This is a genomic window from Pseudomonas asplenii (genome assembly GCF_001293465.1).
Classification (GTDB): domain Bacteria; phylum Pseudomonadota; class Gammaproteobacteria; order Pseudomonadales; family Pseudomonadaceae; genus Aquipseudomonas; species Aquipseudomonas fuscovaginae_B.
This window is the reverse complement of record NZ_JSYZ01000007.1, coordinates 315,449-337,481: the sequence shown is the minus strand read 5'-3', so window position 1 is coordinate 337,481 and position 22,033 is coordinate 315,449. Positions and strand designations below refer to the sequence as shown.

Genomic DNA, 22,033 nt, shown 5'->3' with positions numbered 1-22,033 from the left:
CGTCGTGCCGACAAGCAGTACGGCGCCGCAAATCTCAATCGCGAGGGTATAAGCATGGTTGCTAAAGCCAGGAAAAAGGGACTTGTCTATCGTCTGAAACGCGTATTTGACTGGCTCTCCCGCCGCTATCGCAGGTGGGAGGAGCCAGTGATCGGGTGGGCGATGAAGAAAGGAGTACCCGCCATGTTGGCGAGCTTGCTGGGTGGGTTGGTGCGATTGTTATTGATTGGCGGGTTTCTGGGTTTGGTATTTTGGATTCTGGTCGTTGTTGTTGGCGTTTTGACACTTAAGGAAATACTGCTTAATAGCTCAGAGATAGAGGATGAAGAAGAGCCGGTTTGGATGGATGGAGAAAGGCTTTTTCCGGATCCGTACTCCGTAGAGAATCGAATTGATCCTGCATTTCATCGTGATCTATGAGTTTAATAACTATTTAGAATTTCTCTTTATTGATTTCTGTGCAGTCCGCTGCAATATATCTTTGCCTTTTCCTCCATATTGTTGAGGGCTAATAGTTCCATCTACCAGACCTTTTAGGAAATGGCCTGTGTGTAGGCCGGCCCAGGCCAATGAGGTCATCCAGAATGAAGGCAGCGCAAGGAACATCGCCCCCATCACAATACCCAACAGAAAATCAGCCTGCTCATTGTTCAACCCCATCAACGGGTTCAGGTTCGAATGGGGCGAGCCGGACCCGTACAAGGCATCGAAGATGGTGCTGTCCATCCAGCGCGCCAGCTGGAACCAGAAGTCGACGAAGATCATCGCGAACTGCACCACCGACACGGTGATCACCGCCTTCAGGTCGTAGCTGCCGAGCACCAGCACCAGTGGAATGCAGATCACCAGCGCCATTTTCAGCAGGGCCATCACCATCGGCAGCGCCTGGCGCACGACGTCCATCGCCGGCAGGTTCGTCAGCGTGCCCATGGTCGTGCCCACCGCGCCGGTCACCCGGGCCGCAACGTCAGGAATCGAAGGGCCAATCCGGCCACCGTAGTCGGTATAGACCTTGCCCTGGGTCATTTGCTGATTTCTCGGTGAAACCACCTGCCGGATGAGCGCTTCGTCCACCTTGTCCTTGCTGGTAAACGTGGCCCACTTGGTGAAACGCTCCAGTAGCGAGCTGTCCACTTCGGCGAGCACCCGGCTTTTCAATCCCTCCTTTTCGTCACTCCACCACTGCTTGCACGTCGGGTAGCCGCCACCGCCGGGTACTTTCGCCAGGCCCGCGTCCCGCTCAGGATCGTATGGCCATGCGTCGCGTGGAGTCTTGGAGTGATAGGTGTCGTAGAACCCCTTGTTCTCCAGGAAATACCGCGAGCCGATCCAGTTGATGTCGTTGGTCTGTTCCTCGGTCAGGTCAGGTTGCTTCATGAACAGCTTGGCGCGGGAGTAGCCGTAGCAGTCGTCGACGAAGTCGGCCACCTCCTGAGCCAGCAGTGGGTTTGTCAGGCGGGTGTTGTTCACCTCCATGCGCATCTGCCGCAGATCCGTCCCGCAGGGAATGGCCGCCACTGCGGCGCCGCTCACGGCCTTGGATGCCGAGTGCACGAAGAACCACCAGAACGGCACCTTCGCACTCTGGCCGTTCAGGGTGGTGAAGGACTTTGCCCAGCCGGTGTTCTGGGGCAGGGGGGCTTGATGCTGACACTGTTCCGAACGACTCTGGTCGAACTCCAGGGTACTCAGGCTCACGGTCATGACGGGCACTCCGGCGAACAGGATCACCGCGGTCGCCAGCCACAAGCGGTGCTCGATGCTGGCGCTGGCCGCAAACGCCAGCTCGGCGCCACCGCCTTCCTCCCGGGCCTTGAACCACTCCTGCAGCAGGATGACCAGAAAGGGCAGCGCGAAGAAGCCCGAGTCCATCATCACGTTCCAGATCCCGTTGCTGACCAGCCAGCCCACCAGGGTCAGGTAGTACTCCAGGTAATCGTTGGCATAGAGCGTCATGCCAGGCCCTCCCACAGTGCCAGGGCCCGCACCAGCTCGATCAGCAGGATGCCGAGGGCGGCAATGACCTCGGCCCTTTTCAGGCTGTCGGGAACGCCCGGCTGAACCGGCAGGGCCCTGCGACGGAACCACACCCATCCCCACGCGGCGAGGCTGAAGAGGAGGAGGCGGGCGAGCAGGAAGTACCCGTAATGGTGGACCTGCCACGCTTGCCACTGAGCGAAGCGCATGAGCGAAAGCCCGCTGATGCTCACCAGGCTGCCCACGAGCAGGCTGAGCAGGGCGAGCACCAGGGGGATGAGAACAATCAGACCCAGGCGCCTGAGAGGCTTCATCGGGCCAGTGGGGACGAGCGCAGAGGGCGTGTGGCGAGGGTGGGACATGGCGGGGCTCCTGAAAGAGAAGCCTCGAATCCTCCCCAGTCCCCCTGGCAATCGCAGCCGGAAAACTGGATCAAGCCGCATGCCTTTGCTGCACAGGACCGTTTGACAGGTTTTCAGGCGACCACATATCGCCACGCGGCCGCCGGTATCAGAGACGCCGGACAGGGCAGGCAGACGCGCAACCGGTAACCATCGGGGTCGAGGGCCACGAACGTCAGTCCGAACGCGGCGTGATGCAGCGGCTGCTCGATCCCGGCGCGAGCCTGTTTCATCAGAGGCTCAAGCCAGGTTGCGCTTCAATTCGGCGATATGTTCCGGGCCGATGCCGCAGCAGCCACCGATCAGGCTGGCACCGCGTTGCCGCCAATCCCGGGCCCAGGCCAGGTAGCCGGGTGGGTCGAGGTCTTCGCGCAGTTCATCCAGGCCATCGTTGGCGGTGGCCTCTTTGGGTTGCGGCGGGAAAGCGTTGGCGTAGGCACCGATGGCGATATCGACGTTCAGCTCTTCGATCACCGAGCGCGCCACGTCCACGGCCGCACCAATGACTTCCGGCTGGCTGCAGTTGAACAGCACGGCGCTCACGCCCAGGCCGGCAACGACCTTGATGGCTTCGGCCACCGGCTCGCCGGAGCGCAGGCGTGGTGTATCGTCGATGTCTTCGTCCTGCAGGGTGAACGACACCCAGAACGATTTGCCATCGGCCGGCAGGTGGGCGTGGATCGCCCGGACCTCGGCAATCGAACTCTGGGTTTCGGCCAGCCAGAGGTCGACGTGCGGCGCCAGGCCTTCGAGCAGCGGTGTGAGCACTTCGGCCACGCGCTCAGGCTGGAACAGGTCGGGCCGATAGGAACCGAACAGCGGTGGCAGGGAGCCCGCCACCTGCACCGGCTGCGCGCTGGCGTCGGCGGCGGTGCGGGCCAGCTTGCCGGCGGTTTCGGCCAGTTGACGTCCTTCCCGGGCAAAGCGCTCCTCACCGATATGGAAGGGCACCACGGCGTAGCTGTTGCTGGTGATGACCTGGGCTCCGGCGGCGATGAACGAGGCATGCACGCCCACGACCGCCTCGGGGGCCTCGCTGAGCGCCAGTGCGGACCACTCCGGCTGGCGGAACGGAGCACCGCTGCGTTGCAGTTCGCGCCCCATGCCACCGTCTAGAACCACCATCGATCGTTGTTTCATATAACCTTCCTGGATGTGCTTATGAAGAAAATTCACTATGTTCAGTGCGCTTATAGCTATTAAATAGCTGAAATTCGTTTTCAGCCAACTTTTCAGGTACTTATATGCGTTTTCCTTCCTTGCTGGGCGCAGGGCTGCTCGCCCTTGCCGCTGCTTCACAGGCTGTTGCCGGTGTCACGCTGGATCGGGTCGAGTCACGCAAGGAACTGGTCAATGTGCTGATGGAAAGCTATCCGCCGTTTTCCTTCCTGAACGAACAGAACCAGCTCGATGGCTTCGACGTGGACGTGGCCAAGGCGGTCGCGCAGAAGCTGGGCGTCAAGCTGCGCCTGGAAACACCTTCCTGGGACGTGATCGCCGCCGGTCGCTGGAGCGGCCGCTATGACCTGTGCATCTGCTCGATGACACCGAGCAAGGCGCGGGCCGAAGTCTTCGATTTCCCGGTCGAGTACTACGCCTCGCCGGCGGTGATCGTGGTCAACGCCCAGGATGACCGCATTCATTCGGCCAAGGACCTGGACGGTCGCAAGGTGGGCCTGACCAGCGCCTCCAGCTACGAGAGCTACCTGAACAAGAACCTGGTGATCGAAGGTGCCGAAGACCAGAAGATCGATTATCCCTTCGACTTCGTCCAGATCGCGCCCTACGACACCGACAACGTGGCCTTCCAGGACCTGGGACTGGGCGCCGGGGTCCGTCTGGATGCCATCCTGACCAACCTGGTGACCGCGCAACCGCGCCTGAACCAGGACAAGCGTTTCAAGCTGGCCGGTGCCCCGCTGTATGAGGAGCCCAACTCGGTCGCCATCGAGAAGGGCGACCCCGAGTGGGAGGCGAAGGTGCGCCAGGTGTTCGCCGAACTCAAGAGCGACGGCACCCTGGCTCGTCTGTCGCAGAAATGGATCGGCGCCGACATCAGTAAATGAGTGCCTTCGAACCTTCCCCGAAGCCCGTGGCCAAGGCCGCGGGCACGCGCCTGTTAGGTTTTCGCACGCGCCTGTACCTGACCTGGCTGGCGCTGTTCGTTCTGTTCGTCGCGTTCTTCCTGAGCTTTGACCTGAAATTCTCGATCATCCTGGAGAAGTTCCCGAACCTGGCCGGTTTCAAACTGGGGCCGAACGGCTTCCTGCAGGGTGCGGCGCTGACCCTGTTCCTGTGCCTGTGCTCGATGGTGGTCTCGGTGTTGTTCGGTTTCGCCGCCGCCCTGGCGCGGTTGTCGAACAGCGCGGTCCTGGTGGGGATTGCCAGCTTCTATACCTCGTTCTTCCGCGGTACGCCGCTGCTGATCCAGATCCTGTTGATCTACCTGGGGCTGCCGCAACTGGGCATGGTGCCAGGGGCAATCAGTGCCGGCATCATTGCCTTGTCGCTCAACTACGGGGCTTACCTGAGCGAGATCTTCCGCGCCGGCATCCTGGGCGTTGCCCGGGGGCAGCGGGAGGCGGCACTGGCGTTGGGCATGCGCTCGCGGCAGATCTTCCGGCACGTCATCCTGCCCCAGGCCATGCGGGTGATCATTCCACCCACCGCCAACCAGTTCATCTCCATGCTCAAGGACTCGTCGCTGATCTCGGTGATGGGGGTGTGGGAAGTGATGTTCCTGGCGCAGTCCTACGGCCGCTCCAGCTATCGCTACATGGAGATGCTGACCACCGCGGCGGTTATCTACTGGTTGCTGTCGATCCTGCTGGAGCTGGTGCAGTCGCGACTGGAACGGCACTTCGGCAAGGCTTATCGGCGGTAGGGTCGGCTGGCGTCCCGCGCGGCGGTGTCGAAATGACGCCCCATTTCGACAACCTGAAGAGAGCGGGGTCACCGACCGGCGATGACCCCGGATAGCGGTCAGTCGAACACGATGCCCTGGGCCAGCGGCAGCTCGCGGGAGTAGTTCACGGTGTTGGTCTGGCGCCGCATGTAGCCTTTCCAGGCATCGGAGCCGGATTCGCGGCCGCCGCCGGTCTCCTTCTCGCCGCCGAACGCACCGCCGATTTCCGCGCCGCTGGTGCCGATGTTGACGTTGGCGATGCCGCAGTCGCTGCCGGTTGCGCTCTGGAAGGCTTCGGCCTCACGCACGTCGGTGGTGAAAATGCACGACGACAGGCCCTGGGGCACTTCGTTGTTCAGGCGCAGCGCCTCGTCGAAATCGTCATAGCCGATGACGTAGAGAATCGGCGCGAAGGTTTCGTGGCGTACCACGGCGGACTGGCCCGGCATTTCCACCAGCGCCGGGCTGACGTAGTAGGCGTTCGGGTACCGGTCGGCGAGCTGGCGTTCACCGCCGAACACCTGGCCGCCTTCGTCGCGCGCCTGGGTCAGGGCGTTCTGCATGGCGTTGAAGCTCTGCTGGTCGATCAGCGGGCCGATCAGGTTGCCTTCCCGCGGGTCGCCGATCCGCACCTTGCCGTAGGCGGATTTGACCCGGGCCACCACCTCGGCCTTGACCGAGTTGTGCACGAACAGGCGACGCAGGGTGGTGCAACGCTGGCCGGCGGTGCCGACGGCGCTGAACAGCACGGCGCGTACCGCCAGGTCCAGGTCGGCACTCGGGGCCAGGATCATGGCGTTGTTGCCGCCCAGTTCCAGGATGCTGCGGCCGAAGCGCGCGGCGACCCGTGGGCCCACTTCGCGGCCCATGCGGGTGCTGCCGGTGGCGCTGACCAGGGCGACGCGGGTGTCGTCCACCAGTACTTCGCCGGCCTGGCGGTCGCCGATGATCAGTTGCGCCAGGCCTTCAGGGGCCTCGCCGAAACGGGCCAGGGCCTTCTCCAGCAGCGCCTGGCTGGCCAGGGCGGTCAGCGGGGTCTTTTCCGACGGTTTCCAGATCACCGCGTTGCCGCAGACCAGCGCCAGGGCGGTGTTCCAGGCCCAGACCGCGACCGGGAAGTTGAAGGCGCTGATCACCCCGACCACGCCCAGCGAATGCCAGGTCTCGCGCATGTGGTGGCCAGGACGCTCGGAGGCGATGGTCAGGCCGTACAGCTGGCGCGACAGGCCCACCGCGAAGTCGCAGATATCGATCATTTCCTGCACTTCACCCAGGCCTTCCTGGGTGATCTTGCCGGCCTCGATGGACACCAGCTCGCCGAGGTCGGCCTTGTGCTCGCGCAGCACTTCGCCGAACACCCGCACCAGCTCGCCACGACGCGGCGCCGGCACCTGGCGCCAGGCCTGGAAGGCACGCTGGGCGGTGGCGATGCGCGACAGCACCTGTTCGCGATCCTCAAGCTTGACCGAGCCGATACGGCTGCCATCGATGGGGGTATGGACCGCGTAGGTGCCTTCGCTATAAGCGTGGGCGGGCACCCCCAGGCGTTGCAGCAGTTGACTGATCATGATTCGGACTCCTTTGGCGTGACGACAGGCACAATTGACAGGGGGCAGTATCGGCGCCGAGAGCCTGGTCGAACAAACGAGCAAAATTCCAAATATCATTCCTTCCTGGAATTCAATGGGCAGAGAGGGTGTGGGTTCAGAACGAGTTTTTCAGTTTTATCCGTCTATGGCAGGGATGTAGGGTGGGGTTCTTGGGGTGATAGCGCGACTTCATGACTGAAAGGAATGAACCCGCGACTATTTATCGTTTGTCTTGCCCGTACCTGCTCGCTTGAATGGAGGCACTTTCACCAGGAACGGCAGCGGGCCATGAATCAGGATTGCATCAGCCAATCGATCAACATCGTTCACCCTGTGGAGCTGACCCACGGACGCAACGCACTTGTCTGGGACAGCGCCGGCAAGCGCTACATCGATTTCATCGGCGGTATCGGCGTCCTCAACCTCGGGCACTGCAACGAGGCGGTGGTGGCGGCCATTCGCGAGCAGGCCGGGCGCATGACCCACGCCGCGTTCAATGCCGTACCCCACGACCAATATGGCGCCTACCTGCGGGCATTGGCCGCGTTCGTGCCGGTCAGCTATGCGCTGTCGGGCATGCTCACCAACAGCGGCGCGGAGGCGGCGGAAAACGCCCTGAAGATCGTTCGCGGTACTACCGGGCGCAGTGGCGTGGTGGCCTTCGATGGCGGCTTTCATGGCCGCACCCTGGCCACCTTGAATCTCAACGGCAAGGTGGCGCCGTACAAGCAGAAGGTCGGCAGCCTGCCGGGGCCGGTGTTTCACCTGCCGTACCCCAGTGCCGACACCGGCGTCACCGCCGAGCAGGCGCTCAAGGCACTGGAGCGCCTGGTCAGCGTGGAAATTGCGGTCGAGGACATCGGCGCGATCTTCATCGAGGCGGTGCAGGGCGAGGGGGGCTTCCTGGCCCTGGATGCGGATTTCGCCAAGCCGTTGCGGGCCTTCTGCGACCGCCACGGCATCGTGCTGGTGATCGATGAGGTGCAGTCGGGCTTCGGCCGCACCGGCGAGCGTTTTGCCTTTACCCGGCTGGGCATCGAACCGGACCTGCTGCTGCTCGGCAAGAGCATGGCCGGCGGGGTGCCGCTGGGGGCGGTGGTCGGCCGCCGTGAACTGCTCGACGCCCTGCCCAAAGGCGGGTTGGGCGGCACCTATTCCGGCAACCCGCTGGCCTGCGCCGCCGGCCTGGCGACGCTGGGGCAGATGAGCGATGACAACCTTTCGCGCTGGGGCGAAGGGCAGGGCACGCTGATCGCCCGGTATCACGCCGCCTGGAAAGAACGCTTTGCCTGCGTCGGCCGCCTGACCGGGGTCGGCGCGATGCGTGGCCTGGAACTGGTCAATGCCGATGGCAGCCCGGCGCCGCAGCATCTGGCCGCCGTGCTGGCCAGCGCCCGCGAAGCCGGCCTGCTGCTGATGCCGAGCGGCAAGGCGCGGCATATCATCCGGCTGCTGCCACCGTTGACCATCGAACCGGCCATTCTGGAAGATGGCCTGAACATCCTCGAACAATGCCTGGCGCAACTGGCCTGAGCGGAGACCTGCCTGATGAGCACCCTTGTTTCGCCTGATCGTATTCGTGCCGACTTTTCCCGGGCCATGAGCGCCATGTACCAGCAGGAGGTGCCGCTGTATGGCGACCTGATGCAACTGGTGGCCGACACCAACCGCCATACCCTGGCGGCGCAGCCGGCCGTGGCGCAGGCGCTGGCCCATACCGGCGAGCTGGAGCGGCTGGACCTGGAGCGCCACGGCGCGATCCGCGTCGGCACCGCCGCGGAGCTGGCGACCATGGGCCGGCTGTTCGCGGTCATGGGCATGCAGCCGGTGGGTTACTACGACCTGACCCCGGCCGGTGTACCGGTGCATTCCACGGCTTTTCGCGCGGTGGACGAAAGCGCCTTGCGCGCCAGCCCGTTCCGGGTATTCACCTCGCTGTTGCGCCTGGAACTGATCCAGGACACCGCGCTGCGGACCTTCGCCGAGCGCACCCTGGCGGCGCGGCAGATCTTCACCCCACGGGTGCTGGAACTGATCGCCCAGGCCGAGCGCGACGGCGGTCTCGATGCCGCAGCGGCTGACGAGTTCGTCACCCAGGCGCTGGAAACCTTCCGCTGGCACGGCCAGGCCACCGTCAGCCTGGCCGATTACCAGCGCCTGGACGGTGCCCATCGCCTGATCGCCGATGTGGTCGCGTTCAAGGGGCCGCACATCAACCACCTGACGCCGCGCACCCTGGACATCGACCAGGTGCAGGCCGACATGCCCGGCCGTGGTATCACGCCCAAGGCGGTGATCGAGGGGCCGCCACGTCGTCGCTGCCCGATCCTGCTGCGTCAGACCAGCTTCAAGGCCCTCAACGAGGCCATCGACTTCGTCGGCCCGCAGGGCCCGGAGCAGGGCAGTCACTCGGCGCGTTTCGGCGAGATCGAGCAGCGTGGCGTGGCGTTGACCCCGAAAGGCCGTGCACTGTACGACGCCTTGCTGGGGCAGGCCCGCGAGGCGCTGGGGGGATTCCCCTCGGAAGCCAATGCGCAGCGTTACAGTGAACTGCTGGCCGAGGCGTTCAAGGCCTTCCCGGATGACTACGAGACCTTGCGCCGCGAGCAACTGGCGTTCTTCCGCTACCGGGCGACGGACAAGGGCCTGGCGGCCGGTGGGGTGTCCCGGGACGTCGAGGCGCTACTGGCCAGTGGGGAGCTGGCCTATGAGCCTCTGGTCTACGAAGACTTCCTGCCGGTCAGTGCGGCGGGGATCTTCCAGTCCAACCTCGGTGACCATGCCCAGGCCCATTACGCGGAACTGGCCAACCGCGACGCCTTCCAGCGCGCACTGGGCCGGGAGACGCTGGATGAGTTGCAGCTTTACCAGCTCACCGAGCAGGCGTCGCTGCGCAGCGCACTGGCGGCCCTGACAGGTTCAGGGGCCTGAATGAGGCCGAGGGTGAACGCCAGGCGCTGGAACGTCGTTCCTGCGGGGCACGAGTGTGAAGGTTGTTAATGTCGAGCTAACGGAACTCACCTACACTCACCGGCATGATCGACCTGCTGCGACGGCTCACCCTCCTGATGCTTGTTCTCGCGCTTCCCTTCAACGGGATGGCGGGGATCGACTCATCCGTCGAGCCCTGCCCGATGCAGGCCGCGGGGATGAACAGGATGGCGGGGATGCAGCACGACTGCTGTCAGGATCAGGACCAGGACCAGGGACAGTCCTCCCATCATGGCTCCAAGGCCTGCAAGGTCGGCCAGGAGTGCAGCACCGCGAGCGTGCTCCAGGTCAACCTGGCTGAGCCCGCCATGCCCTTTGCCGCGCCAGGCCTGGCCGACAGCTATGCGCGGAACCTGCTGACCCGGGCTGCGCCCGACCTGTGGCGACCGCCCCGCGCCTGATTCCTTCGTAAACCCAAGAGCATCGTTCCGCCCTCGCGGCCGGACGATGGCATGCGCGTGTGCGCCGGTTTTTTCGAGGAATCCTCTTCATGACTTTCTCACGTCTTCATGCAGGGCTGACGCCGATGGCCGCCCTGGTGATCCTGCTGCCGACCCTGTCGGTGCAGGCGGCTTCACTTTCCCTGGACGATGCGCTGCAACTGGCCGAGCGCAACGCGCCTTCTCTCCAGGCGCGCCAGGAGCAGATGTCGGCGGCACGCCATGCGGTGCTGCCGGCCGGTGAACTGCCCGATCCACGTTTGAACCTGGGGGTACAGAACCTGCCGGTGGACGGTAGCGACCGCTGGAATGCCAATCGCGACTTCATGACCATGCAGGTGGTCGGCCTGGCGCAGGAGGTGCCCAACCGTGACAAGCGCAAGGCGCGGGTCGAGACGGCCCAGGCGGTTGTCGAGCGGGCCGATGCCGAGGCCGTGGTCGAACGCCTGAAGGTGCGCGCAGCCACGGCGCAGGCCTGGATCGCGGCCTATACGGTGCAGCGCAAGTTGCAGCAATTCGACGAGTTTTACCGCGAGAACGCCTTGCTCGCCGCGGTCGTGCGCGCACGGCTGGCCGGCGGCGGAGGCGCGACGGCCGATGCGTTGGCGCCGCAACAGGAGGCGGCGCAACTGGATGAGCAGAAAGACCGGTTGTCGAGCCAGGCGAGCCAGGCGCGAGCGGCGCTCAAACGCTGGGTCGGGCAGGACAGCGACCCTCGGGCGCGGGCATTCCCCGAATGGGCCGTGGATGCACCGCACTACCTGCATGCCCTGCATGACCATCCGGAACTGGCGGCCTATGGGGCCATGACCCGCGAGGCGCAGGCCCAGGTGCATCAGGCGCAGGCCGAGAAGAAATCGGACTGGGGATGGCAGGTGGATTACCAGCGGCGTGGGCCGGACTTCAGCAACATGGTCAGTGTGCAGGTCAGCTTCCAGTTGCCGCTGTTCAGCGGATCACGCCAGGACCCGACGATTGCCGCGCGACAGGCGCAGGTGCGGCAGCTCGAAGACGAGCGCGAGGCGTTGCTGCGTGAGTACACCGCGCAACTGGAAGCGGACCTGGCCGAGTACCAGCGCCTGCAACGGGCGGTGACACGCAGTCGCCAGACACTGCTGCCGTTGGCCGAGGAGCGGGTGCACCTGGCCCTGGCCGACTACCGGGCGGGCAAGTTGGCCCTGGCAGAGGTGCTTGAGGCACGGCGCCAGCGGGTGCAGGCGTGGCTGCAGGATATCGATTGGCAGGGGCAACTGGCGGCGACGGCCGCGCGGCTGCACTTCGTCTATGGAGAGGTGCGGGCATGAAGCGGACCTCTATCGGATTGAGCGTGGTGTTTGCACTGGCCGCGGGTGTCGCGGCGGGCTATTGGCTGGCGCAGGAGGGCCGTGGCGGGCCTGCGCCGGTTGCCGACGAGCAGAAGGCGCTGTACTGGTACGACCCGATGTACCCGCAGCAGCATTTTTCGGCCCCCGGCAAGTCACCGTTCATGGACATGCAACTGGTGGCCAAGTACGCCGAGGCCGATGCCGGACAGATGCAGCCGGCGGTGCAGATCACCCAGGGGGTGCAGCAGAACCTGGGGGTGCGCCTGGCAACGGCAACCCCCGGACGGCTGCAGCGTTCGCTGCTGGTCAGCGGTGTGCTGGCCTACGATGAGCGGGACTTCAGCGTGCTGCAGGCCCGCACCGCGGGCTTCGTCGAACGTACCTATGGCCGGGCCACGGGCGACAGGGTGGTCAAGGGGGCGCCGTTGGCGGATGTCCTGGCACCGGAGTGGGTCGGGTTGCAGGAGGAGTTTCTGGCCCTGCGTCGCTTGGGGGATGCGGGGTTGCAGGCGGCGGCGCGCCAGCGTCTGTTGCTCGCGGGGATGCCCGCCGAGCTGATCGGGCGGGTTGCGCGCAGCGGCCAGGTGCAGAACCGGGTGACGCTGGTGGCGCCCGGCACGGGGGTGATCCAGGCGCTGGAGTTGCGTCCGGGCATGGCGCTGATGCCGGGGGCGACCCTGGCGCGGATCAATGGCGTGCTCAATGTCTGGCTTGAGGCCGCGGTGCCGGAAGGCCAGGCCGGCGGCCTGCGCGAAGGGCAGGCGATAGAGGCACGCCTGCCGGCGTATCCCGGCGAGGTGATCCCGGGCAGGCTGACCGCCATGCTCGCCGACGCCGACCTGCAGAGCCGCACCTTGCGCCTGCGTATCGAACTGCCCAATCGCGAGGGGCGGCTGCGCCCGGGCATGACCGCGCAAGTCACCCTGCATCCGGACGAACAGGCCGATGATAGCCTGCTGTTGCCGGCCGAAGCGGTGATCCGCAGCGGCAAGCGCGACATGGTGATGCTGGCCGAGGACCAGGGACGTTTCCGTCCGGTACAGGTGCGGCTGGGGCTGGAGAGCAACGGCCAGGTCGCGGTGCTGCAAGGGCTGCAGGCGGGGCAGAAGGTGGTGGCCTCGGGACAGTTCCTGATCGATTCCGAAGCCAGCCTCAAGGGTATCGAGGCCACGACGGCACCGGACATTCCGTCAGCCTCGGCAGCGCCTGCCAGGGAGAGCCGACCATGATCGAGAAACTGATTCGCTGGTCGGTGGGCAACCGCATCCTGGTGCTGCTCATCACGCTGTTTCTGCTGGCGTGGGGGCTGTTTTCACTGCGCAGCCTGCCGATCGATGCGTTGCCGGACCTGTCGGACGCGCAAGTGATCATCCGCACCTCCTATCCGGGGCAGGCGCCGCAGATCGTCGAAAACCAGGTCACCTATCCGCTGACCACGACCATGCTTTCGGTGCCGGGCGCCAGGACCGTGCGCGGCTATTCGGCGTACGGCGACAGCTTTGTCTATGTGCTGTTCGAGGACGGGACCGACCTGTACTGGGCGCGTTCGCGGGTACTGGAGTACCTGAGCCAGGTGCAGTCGCGCCTGCCAGCCTCGGCCAGGCCCGTGCTCGGCCCGGATGCCACCGGGGTGGGCTGGATCTACCAGTACGCCCTGGTCGATCGCAGCGGCGGGCATGACCTGTCGCAGTTGCGCAGCCTGCAGGACTGGTTCCTGCGCTTCGAGCTCAAGACCCTGCCGGATGTCGCCGAGGTGGCGAGCATCGGTGGCATGGTCAGGCAGTACCAGGTGGTGCTCGATCCGTTGCGCATGGCCAGCCTCGGCATCACCCAGGAAGAAGTGGCGCAGGCCATCGGCAAGGCCAACCAGGAAACCGGGGGCGGCGTACTCGAACAGGGTGAGGCCGAGTTCATGGTGCGGGCCTCGGGCTACCTGAAGACGCTGGACGATTTCCGTGCCATCCCCCTGCGCCTGAGCGCCCAGGGGGCGCCGGTGACGCTGGGCGATGTGGCCAGGGTGCAACGGGGGCCGGAGGCGCGCCGCGGCATTGGCGAGCTGGATGGCCAGGGGGAGGCCGTGGGGGGCGTGGTGATCCTGCGCAGTGGCAAGAATGCGCGGGAGGCGATTGCCCGCGTCAAGGACAAGCTCCAGGCGCTGAAGAAGAGCCTGCCCGCCGGCGTCGAACTGGTCACCACCTATGATCGCAGCCAGTTGATCGACCGCGCCGTCGACAACCTCGGCCACAAGCTGATCGAGGAGTTCATCGTGGTCGCCCTGGTGTGCGCGGCATTCCTCTGGCACCTGCGCTCGTCGCTGGTGGCGATCATCTCGCTGCCGGTGGGGGTACTGGTCGCGCTGATCGTCATGCGTCACCAGGGCATCAACGCCAACATCATGTCGCTGGGCGGGATTGCCATCGCCATCGGCGCGATGGTCGATGCCGCCGTGGTGATGATCGAGAATGCGCACAAGCGGGTAGAGGCCTGGCACAGGCTCAATCCGGTGCGCTCGCTGCACGGCGAACAGCACTGGCAGGTCATGACCGAGGCGGCCATCGAGGTGGGGCCGGCGCTGTTCTTCAGCCTGATGATCATCACCCTGTCGTTCGTCCCGGTGTTCACCCTGCAGGCCCAGGAGGGACGCTTGTTCGCACCGCTGGCCTTCACCAAGACCTACGCCATGGCCGCCGCCGCCGGCCTGGCCGTGACCCTGGTGCCGGTGTTGATGGGCTACTGGATTCGCGGGCCGCTGCCGGCGGAGCAGCGTAACCCGCTCAATCGGGGGCTGATCCGCCTGTACCGCCCGGCCCTGGCGGTTGTACTGCGGCGCCCGCTGATGACACTGCTGGGCGCCCTGTTGATCCTGCTCAGCAGCCTGTGGCCATTGACCCACCTGGGCGGGGAATTCCTGCCGCCGCTGGATGAGGGGGACCTGCTGTACATGCCCTCGGCCCTGCCAGGGCTGTCGGCGCAGCAGGCTTCGCAGTTGCTGCAGCGCACCGACCGGCTGATTCGCACGGTGCCCGAGGTGGCCAGCGTGTTCGGCAAGGCGGGGCGCGCGGAGTCGGCCACCGATCCGGCACCGCTGGAAATGTTCGAGACCATCGTGCGGCTCAAGCCGAAGGATCAGTGGCGCCCGGGCATGACCAGCGAGAAACTGGTCGAGGAGCTCGACCGTACCGTGCACGTGCCAGGCCTGACCAATATCTGGATCCCGCCGATCCGCAATCGGATCGACATGCTCGCCACCGGGGTCAAGAGCCCGATCGGGGTCAAGGTGGCCGGTAACGACCTGGCCCGGATCGACCACGTGACCCAGGCCATCGAGCGGGTCGCCAGGGGCGTGCCCGGCGTGACCTCGGCCCTGGCCGAGCGTTTGACCGGCGGACGCTACATCGACCTCGATATCGACCGCCAGGCCGCGGCGCGTTACGGCCTGAACATTGCCGACGTGCAGGCCATCGTCGCCGGAGCCATCGGTGGCGACAACATCGGCGAGACCGTCGAGGGCCTGGCGCGCTACCCGATCAGCCTGCGTTACCCGCGTGAATGGCGCGACTCTGTCGAAACCCTGCGGCAACTGCCGATCTACACCGCGCAGGGTAGCCAGATCACCCTCGGCAGCGTGGCGCGTGTGGGCCTTGCCGACGGGCCGCCGATGCTCAAAAGCGAGAACGCCCGTCCCTCTGGCTGGGTGTACATCGACGTACGCGGTCGTGACCTCTCATCGGTGGTGGCCGACCTGCGCCAGGCGGTGGAACGCGAGGTCAGGCTCGAGCCCGGCATGAGCCTGAGCTACTCCGGTCAGTTCGAGTACCTGGAGCGGGCCAACGCACGTCTGGCCTGGGTGGTACCGGCGACCCTGGCGATCATCTTCGTGCTGCTCTACCTGACCTTCGGCCGTCTTGGCGAAGCGCTGCTGATCATGGGCACCTTGCCTTTTGCCCTGACCGGTGGCGTGTGGCTGCTGTACCTGATGGGCTTCAACCTGTCGGTGGCCACCGGTGTCGGCTTCATCGCCCTGGCCGGGGTGGCGGCGGAGTTCGGGGTGATCATGCTGATCTACCTGAACAATGCCTGGGCCGAGCGACAGGCCAACGGCGAGTGCACGCAGTCGGCGCTGCTGGCGTCGATCGGCGAAGGCGCGGTGCAACGTATCCGGCCCAAGGCGATGACCGTGGCGGTGATCGTCGCCGGGCTCTTGCCGATCCTCTGGAGCAGCGGTACCGGCAGTGAAGTCATGAGCCGTATTGCGGTGCCGATGGTCGGCGGCATGCTGACCGCACCCCTGCTTTCCCTGTTCGTGATTCCCGCGGTGTACTGGCTGATCCGGCGCCGCGGCCTGGCAGCCGTTGCACGGCCCGCTGGCTGACAGGCCAGGTGCAACGACGCCCGGCACTGTTCGAATTGCGCGAACAGCCAATCGGCAAAGGCGTCCCGCCGTGTGGCCGAGCGCGGATGCGCTACCCATGCGTTGAGATGAAAAGGCTCTCCGGGGCCTTTTCACCTCAACCGCCGCGCAGGGCTCTCGCTACTCCACTGCTTCCACCACGCCCAGGTCCTCGCCCAGGAATCCACCACTCTGGTGCTGCCAGAGCCGGGCGTAGGTGCCGTTCTTCTCCAGCAGTTCGCTGTGGGTGCCCTGTTCGATGATGCGCCCGTCATCCATGACGATGAGCCGGTCCATGGCCGCGATGGTGGACAGCCGGTGGGCGATGGCGATGACGGTCTTGCCCTCCATCATCTCGTCGAGACTTTCCTGGATGGCGACTTCCACCTCCGAATCCAGCGCGCTGGTGGCCTCGTCGAGCAGCAGGATCGGCGCGTTCTTGAGCATCACCCGGGCAATGGCGATGCGCTGGCGCTGCCCGCCCGACAGCTTGATGCCGCGCTCACCGACCAGGGTGTCGTAGCCGGTATGGCCCTGTCGGTCGCTCAGTTGGCTGATGAACCCGTCGGCCTGGGCGTTCGCCGCGGCGGCCCGAATCTGTGCCTCGCTCGCGTCGGGGCGGCCGTAGGCGATGTTGTCGCGGATGGAGCGGTGCAGCAGGGACGTGTCCTGGGTGACCATGCCGATGGCGCTGCGCAGGCTGTCCTGGGTGACCTGGGCGATATTCTGCCCATCGATGCGGATTTCGCCGCGGTCCACGTCGTAGAAGCGCAGCAGCAGATTGATCAGCGTGGACTTGCCGGCGCCGGAACGCCCCACCAGGCCGATCTTTTCGCCCGCGCGGATCTGCAGGCTCAGGCCATCGAGCACCTGGCGCTCACCGTTGTAGTTGAAGCTCACGTTATCGAAGCTCACCGCGCCGCCCGAGGTCACCAGTTCGCCGGCGTTCGGCGCATCCTGCACCTTGGGGCCGCGGGTCAGGGTGGCCATGCCATCCTGCACGGTGCCGATGTTTTCGAACAGCGAAGTCATCTGCCACATGATCCAGTGCGACATGCCGTTGATCCGCAAGGCCATGGCGGTGATCGCCGCGACCGCACCGGTACCGATCCCGCCCTGGTGCCACAGCCACAGGGCATAACCGCCGGCCCCCAGGATCAGGCCGACCACCAGCGCCTGGTTGACGATCTCGAACTGGCTGACCAGGCGCATCTGGCGAAAGCCGGTGTCCTTGAAGTCTTCCATCGCCGCACGGGCGAACTGTGCCTCGCGCCGGGAGTGCGAGAACAGCTTCACGGTGGTGATGTTGGTGTAGGCGTCCGAGACCCGCCCGGTCATGGACGAGCGCGCATGGGCCTGTTCCTGGCCGACTTGTCCCAGGCGCGGCACGAAGTACAGCATGGCCAGCCCGAACAGGGCGACCCAGGCCACGAACGGCAGCATCAGCTTCAGGGCGAAGCCGCCGGCCAGCGCGATGATCGCAATGAAGTACACGCCGATACCGGGGAGGATCTCGATGACGGTGAACAGCACTTCGCGTACCGCCAGCGCCGTCTGCATCACCTTGGTGGTGACCCGGCCGGAGAACTCGTCGGAAAAGAACGAGAGGCTTTGCCGCAGCATCAGGCGGTGGAAGTCCCAGCGCAGCCGCAGCGGCAGATTGATCGCCAGGACCTGGTGCTGGACCATGGTGCGCAGTGCCACCAGGCCGATGCTGGTCAGCAGCACGATGCCGATGCCCCACAGCACGCGCCTTTCCTCGCCGCTGGCGGCGCCGCCGGCCTTCCAGCTGGAAAGCAGGTCGACCACCTGCCCGAGGAAGGAAAACAGCCAGGCTTCGTAGATCGATACCCCGGCGCTGAGCAGTGCCAGTGCGAGGATGTAGCCGCGGGCGCCGCGGGTGCAGGCCCAGAGGAACCGCAGCAGGCCCATGGGCGGCGGTGGCACCTCGTCGGGCGGGAAGGGGTCGAGCCATCGTTCAAACGTACGAAGCACAGTGATCTCCGGGTGGTGACGTTGCAGAGAGTCTATCAAGAGAGTCGGATCTCGACCGGAAAGACCCTCATCGACCCGCTTCAGGACGTTCTCAGAGAGGGCTTTTCTTATTGTTTTATAAGGTTTTTCCATGACGGTCTCCGGCGCCGTCGATCACGCCGGCAACGCGCTTCGATTTTCAGAAGCTCTCCCAGCCTCTACCGAGAAAACCTGCGAGCCCCCGCCACACAGAAAATCACCGCCACCGTCACCCCCACCATCCCCACGCTCACCCGCTCATGCAACAAGGTTGCCGCCAACGCCAAGCCGAAGAAGGGCTGCAGCAACTGCAACTGTCCCACCGCGGCAATCCCTCCCTGAGCCAGCCCCCGGTACCAGAACACGAACCCGATCAGCATACTGAACAGCGACACATACCCCAGGCTGGCCCAGGCCGCCGGCGTAATGCCCGAAAAGCTCGGCGGCGCGCAAACCCCGCTCAATACCAGCATCACCGGCAACGACAGCACCAGCGCCCAGCAGATCACCTGCCAACCGCCGAGGGTGCGCGACAGCCTGGCCCCTTCGGCATAACCCAGGCCACAGACTACAATCGCCGCCAGCATCAGCAGATCCCCCACGGGCGACGCGCTGAGTCCCTGGGCCAGCGCATAACCGACCACCAGCAGACTGCCCAGTACCGAAAAGCACCAGAACGCCGGCCGTGGCCGCTCACCGCCGCGCAGCACGCCAAAGATCGCCGTGGCCAGCGGCAGCAAACCGACGAAGACGATGGAGTGCGCCGAGGTCACGTGCTGCAGGGCCAGTGCCGTCAGCAAGGGAAAACCGACAACGACCCCCAGGGCCACGACCAGCAACGACAGCCACTGGCCCCGGGCCGGTCGCCGTTCCCTGAAGATCCACAGCAGGGCGAGCGCCAGCAAGCCGGCGATGCTGGCGCGGGCCACCGTGAGAAACACCGGGTCGAACTCCAGCACCGCCAGCCGTGTGGTGGGCAGCGAGCCACTGAAAATCACCACGCCGATCAGGCCGTTGAGCCATCCTTGCGTGCGCTGGCGGGTGGTCGATTGTTGCAGGTTCGATAGCTGTTCCATTCGGCAGCAGGCTCCTCGGCTCACGTGGGGGTTGCATGAAGGGCATGCTAGGGTCGACCATGATGACAATCAAAAAATTGTCATGGATACGCTTTCACATGCCACGTCTGCGCTACAAGACGCTGGTCGACACCCTCGCTGCGGATATCCGCTCGGGCAGGCTGTCACCGGGCAGCCGCCTGCCGACCCACCGGCAGTTGGCCGAAACCCACGGGGTGGCGCTGGTCACCGCCACGCGGGTCTATGGCGAGCTGGAGAACATGGGCCTGGTCAGCGGCGAGACCGGGCGCGGCACCTTCGTCCGGGAAACCACCCTGCCGCCGGGGCAGGGCATCGACCAGCCGGAAATCGCCGTGGGCGTGGCCGACCTCAACTTCAACTATCCCTCGCTGCCAGGCCAGTCGGAGCTGCTGCGCAACGGCCTGCGCCAACTGGCGCTGTCGGGCGACCTCGAGTCCCTGCTGCGCTACCAGCCCCACGCGGGCCGCCAGCACGAGCGCAACAGCGTGGCCCGCCATCTGCGGGTGCGTGGCGTGACGGTCACGCCCGAGCAGGTGCTCATCGTCGGCGGCGCCCAGCATGGCCTGGCGGTGACGATGATGGCGCTGCTGCAGCCTGGCGACGTGATCGCCGCCGATGCCTTGACCTATTCCGGTTTCAAGGTGATGGCCGAGGCCCTGCACCTGGAAATCCTGCCGATCCCCGTGCTCCCGCACGGGCCCGACCTGGCGGCGCTCGAGCAACTGTGTCGAACACGCCGCGTGCGGGCGCTCTACACCATCCCGACGCTGCACAACCCGTTGGGCTGGGTGCTGGATCTCGAGCAGCGCGAGCACCTGGTGGCCCTGGCCCGGCGGCACGATCTCTGGCTGATCGAGGACGGTGCCTATGCGTTCCTGGCCGAAGATCCACCGGCACCGCTGATCGCGTTGGCGCCCGAGCGGACGATTTATGTTTCGGGACTGTCGAAGAATGTCGCCACCGGCCTGCGGGTCGGTTTTATCGCCGTGCCGTTGCCCCAGGTGCCGCTGGTGCAGCGGGCGATCAGGGCCACCACCTGGAACACGCCGGGGGTGATGACGGCCCTGGCCTGTGCCTGGCTGGAGGATGGCACGGTCGCCCGCCTGGAAACCGAAAAACGCCGCGATGCCCGCGCCCGCCAGGCCCTGGCCGCCGAGGTGCTGGCGGGGTTGCCGTGCATCACCCATCCCGCCTCCTACTTTCTCTGGCTGCCGCTGGCCGAGGAGGCGCGGGCGGACCGGATCACCAAGGCGCTGCTGGACCTGAACGTCTCGGTGTCGACCGCCGAGCCCTTTGCCGTTTCGGCCCATGTGCCCCATGCGATCCGCCTGGCGCTCGGTTCGGTGGACATGACGGTGCTGCGTGAAGCGCTGAAAAAGGTGAAATGGGTGATCGAGGCCGCGTCCTGATCGGCCGCTGTTCAGACGCAAAAGTGCTGGATCGTGGACTCGATAGCACAGGGGGTTATAGCGCTGGCCTGGCCGTTGCCGAATCTTGAATGCAGGCTGTCCAAAGGGTCAGAAAAACCCTACACCGGTGCCAGCGCTCTGCTAGGCTAGAGCCTGTATCTGCAGCACGTGTGTGGCAGTTGCGTAAGCAGTAGCACGGCCTACTGCCAGGGAAGGGGGGCGAGGTCGGCGCAAATGTCAGCCCTTGCAGCTTGCTGCCTTCCATCATTCGTTCGGTTGATAGTGACCATCAAAAAACGCAAGTTCTGTTTTTTGAGCGAAAGAGGAAGATAGCGACATACCGAACCTGCTTTTGAAGGAACCCGAGCGATGAAAATTTCAACCCTGCTGGCTTTTGTCGCCGTCCTCAGCACAGGTATCGCCACCACCTTTCCCGCCCAGGCCGCCGAGAGCGCCAATGGCGACCAGGCCTGCCACTTCCTGCCGGTGGCCGACAGCGGCTTCAGCCTGAAGCAGGCCCGCTCGGTCGGTGTGCTGTACAGCGAAAACACCGTCAATACGCTCGAGTACCTGGAGCGCTACCACAGCGTTGCGCTGAACGGGGCGAAGAACGATGCCCTCGATTCGCGCATCAGCAGCGCCTTCGTCAACAGTTCGGACCCGAAATTGGCGATCGACTGGCTCAAGGGTTCGTTGCAGAAGCAATTCGCTTCGGTGACCGTTTACGACAACCTCGATGCGGTGGTGCAGGCCCGCCCTGACGTGGTGGTGATGCTCGATACCTACAGCCGCCTGGTCACCAAGCGCAACAATCAGTTCGAGGCCCGCTTCATCGCCAAGTTCTATGACGCGAACCTGCAATACATCGGCCAGGCCGAAGGCTCCACCGGCAAGCAACTGTCTTCGGTGTGGGTCAAGGGCAAGGCCGCGCCGGAGATCGCCGCACAGATCAACCAGCAGCGCGACCTACAGGTCGATGCCCTGAAACGGTTCGATGCCTCGCTCAAGGCGCTGGTGACCTCGGGCAATGTGGAACGGATGGCGAGCAACTGAGCGGCCGTTCCCAGTCAGCGGCGTGCCAGTTTGTACTTGACGCAATCCTCATAGAAACCGCGGCGGATGGCCTCGGGTTTGAGCCGTGACGGGCTGTCGTAGGTCTGTTCGGTGATACCCAGGGCCATCATGCGCATCCAGCCCTTGCTGAATTTGTAGGCCTGGATCTTCTGCCGCGCGGCATACAGCGAAACCCCCGACAGCTTCAGTTCCTGCGCCCGCGCCGCGGTGCCGGCCCCCCAACTGCACATGTAGCGATCATTGGGCTTCAGTTCCTTGCCATCGGCGCATAGCGCTACGCCTGCGAGGGAAAACGAGATCAGCGTGGTCCATACCGTTCGCATCTATGCTCAACCTAACTGCCTGAAAATAAAGTGATTCTGGCTGTTGCTGAACGGTCGCGGGGCCATCAATGTGCCTGCTGTCTGGACGGGTGGCTGAGG

19 protein-coding genes are annotated in these 22,033 nt (G+C 65.0%); 11 read left to right on the top strand and 8 right to left on the bottom strand.

Annotated features, from left to right (window positions below; genetic code table 11):
• Positions 1–54 precede the first annotated feature (54 nt).
• Positions 55–420 (top strand): DUF3742 family protein, encoded by a 366-nt coding sequence (locus PF66_RS11280; RefSeq protein WP_054062743.1) that lies wholly within the window; start codon positions 55–57, stop codon positions 418–420.
• A gap of 9 nt (positions 421–429) precedes the next feature.
• Here the strand turns inward: PF66_RS11280 and PF66_RS11275 are convergent, their stop codons facing one another.
• From PF66_RS11275 to PF66_RS11265, 4 genes are all read right to left on the bottom strand, one after another.
• Positions 430–1,956 carry a conjugal transfer protein TraG N-terminal domain-containing protein gene (locus PF66_RS11275; RefSeq protein ID WP_054062742.1) on the bottom strand — a complete coding sequence of 509 codons (1,527 nt, stop codon included), beginning with the start codon at positions 1,954–1,956 and terminating at the stop codon, positions 430–432.
• A complete protein-coding gene (locus PF66_RS11270) occupies positions 1,953–2,339 on the bottom strand; it encodes a hypothetical protein (RefSeq protein ID WP_192842823.1) in 387 nt (128 codons plus the stop codon). The genes PF66_RS11275 and PF66_RS11270 overlap by 4 nt, the downstream gene beginning before the upstream one ends.
• Before the next feature lie 113 nt (positions 2,340–2,452).
• A complete protein-coding gene (locus PF66_RS33030) occupies positions 2,453–2,611 on the bottom strand; it encodes a hypothetical protein (RefSeq protein WP_160320658.1) in 159 nt (52 codons plus the stop codon).
• A gap of 7 nt (positions 2,612–2,618) precedes the next feature.
• Positions 2,619–3,503 (bottom strand): homocysteine S-methyltransferase family protein, encoded by an 885-nt coding sequence (locus PF66_RS11265; RefSeq protein ID WP_193394200.1) that lies wholly within the window; start codon positions 3,501–3,503, stop codon positions 2,619–2,621.
• Positions 3,504–3,622: 119 nt separating this feature from the next.
• On the opposite strand from PF66_RS11265, the gene PF66_RS11260 reads away from it, so the two are divergent.
• Positions 3,623–4,444, top strand: a complete 822-nt coding sequence (locus PF66_RS11260) for an ABC transporter substrate-binding protein (protein WP_054062740.1) — start codon at positions 3,623–3,625, stop codon at positions 4,442–4,444.
• Positions 4,441–5,262 (top strand): amino acid ABC transporter permease, encoded by an 822-nt coding sequence (locus PF66_RS11255; protein ID WP_054060789.1) that lies wholly within the window; start codon positions 4,441–4,443, stop codon positions 5,260–5,262. The genes PF66_RS11260 and PF66_RS11255 overlap by 4 nt, the downstream gene beginning before the upstream one ends.
• Before the next feature lie 98 nt (positions 5,263–5,360).
• Here PF66_RS11255 and amaB read toward each other — a convergent pair whose 3' ends face one another.
• A complete protein-coding gene (gene amaB / locus PF66_RS11250) occupies positions 5,361–6,851 on the bottom strand; it encodes an L-piperidine-6-carboxylate dehydrogenase (RefSeq protein ID WP_054062739.1) in 1,491 nt (496 codons plus the stop codon).
• Positions 6,852–7,160: 309 nt separating this feature from the next.
• Between amaB and PF66_RS11245 the strand changes: the two genes are divergently transcribed.
• The 6 genes from PF66_RS11245 (at position 7,161) to PF66_RS11220 (ending at position 16,000) form a co-directional block, all read left to right on the top strand.
• Entirely contained in the window at positions 7,161–8,405 is a 1,245-nt protein-coding gene (locus PF66_RS11245) for a 2-aminoadipate transaminase (RefSeq protein WP_054062738.1), read from the top strand.
• 15 nt (positions 8,406–8,420) lie between these two features.
• On the top strand, positions 8,421–9,803 hold the full coding sequence (hglS, locus tag PF66_RS11240; RefSeq protein WP_054062737.1) for a 2-oxoadipate dioxygenase/decarboxylase HglS: 1,383 nt from the start codon (positions 8,421–8,423) through the stop codon (positions 9,801–9,803).
• A gap of 104 nt (positions 9,804–9,907) precedes the next feature.
• Positions 9,908–10,264 carry a hypothetical protein gene (locus tag PF66_RS11235; RefSeq protein ID WP_054061512.1) on the top strand — a complete coding sequence of 119 codons (357 nt, stop codon included), beginning with the start codon at positions 9,908–9,910 and terminating at the stop codon, positions 10,262–10,264.
• Positions 10,265–10,353: 89 nt separating this feature from the next.
• Positions 10,354–11,607: a TolC family protein gene (locus tag PF66_RS11230; protein ID WP_054062736.1), complete on the top strand. Its 1,254-nt coding sequence runs from the start codon at positions 10,354–10,356 to the stop codon at positions 11,605–11,607.
• Positions 11,604–12,857, top strand: a complete 1,254-nt coding sequence (locus tag PF66_RS11225; protein ID WP_081009833.1) for an efflux RND transporter periplasmic adaptor subunit — start codon at positions 11,604–11,606, stop codon at positions 12,855–12,857. The genes PF66_RS11230 and PF66_RS11225 overlap by 4 nt, the downstream gene beginning before the upstream one ends.
• Positions 12,854–16,000: an efflux RND transporter permease subunit gene (locus tag PF66_RS11220; protein ID WP_054062735.1), complete on the top strand. Its 3,147-nt coding sequence runs from the start codon at positions 12,854–12,856 to the stop codon at positions 15,998–16,000. Before PF66_RS11225 ends, PF66_RS11220 begins: the two co-directional genes overlap by 4 nt.
• Before the next feature lie 159 nt (positions 16,001–16,159).
• Here PF66_RS11220 and PF66_RS11215 read toward each other — a convergent pair whose 3' ends face one another.
• Both PF66_RS11215 and PF66_RS11210 read right to left on the bottom strand, forming a co-directional pair.
• Entirely contained in the window at positions 16,160–18,013 is a 1,854-nt protein-coding gene (locus tag PF66_RS11215) for an ABC transporter ATP-binding protein (protein WP_054062734.1), read from the bottom strand.
• 197 nt (positions 18,014–18,210) lie between these two features.
• Positions 18,211–19,107, bottom strand: coding sequence for a DMT family transporter (locus tag PF66_RS11210; RefSeq protein WP_054057383.1), 897 nt, complete (start codon positions 19,105–19,107; stop codon positions 18,211–18,213).
• A gap of 98 nt (positions 19,108–19,205) precedes the next feature.
• Here PF66_RS11210 and PF66_RS11205 point away from each other — a divergent pair, with 98 nt between their 5' ends.
• Positions 19,206–20,537: a PLP-dependent aminotransferase family protein gene (locus PF66_RS11205; RefSeq protein ID WP_054062733.1), complete on the top strand. Its 1,332-nt coding sequence runs from the start codon at positions 19,206–19,208 to the stop codon at positions 20,535–20,537.
• A 369-nt stretch (positions 20,538–20,906) separates the two neighbouring features.
• Complete coding sequence (locus tag PF66_RS11200) at positions 20,907–21,590, top strand: hypothetical protein (RefSeq protein ID WP_054062732.1); 684 nt, start codon at positions 20,907–20,909, stop codon at positions 21,588–21,590.
• Positions 21,591–21,604: 14 nt separating this feature from the next.
• Here PF66_RS11200 and PF66_RS11195 read toward each other — a convergent pair whose 3' ends face one another.
• Positions 21,605–21,934 (bottom strand): hypothetical protein, encoded by a 330-nt coding sequence (locus PF66_RS11195; protein ID WP_054057386.1) that lies wholly within the window; start codon positions 21,932–21,934, stop codon positions 21,605–21,607.
• Between the last annotated feature and the right edge of the window lie 99 nt (positions 21,935–22,033).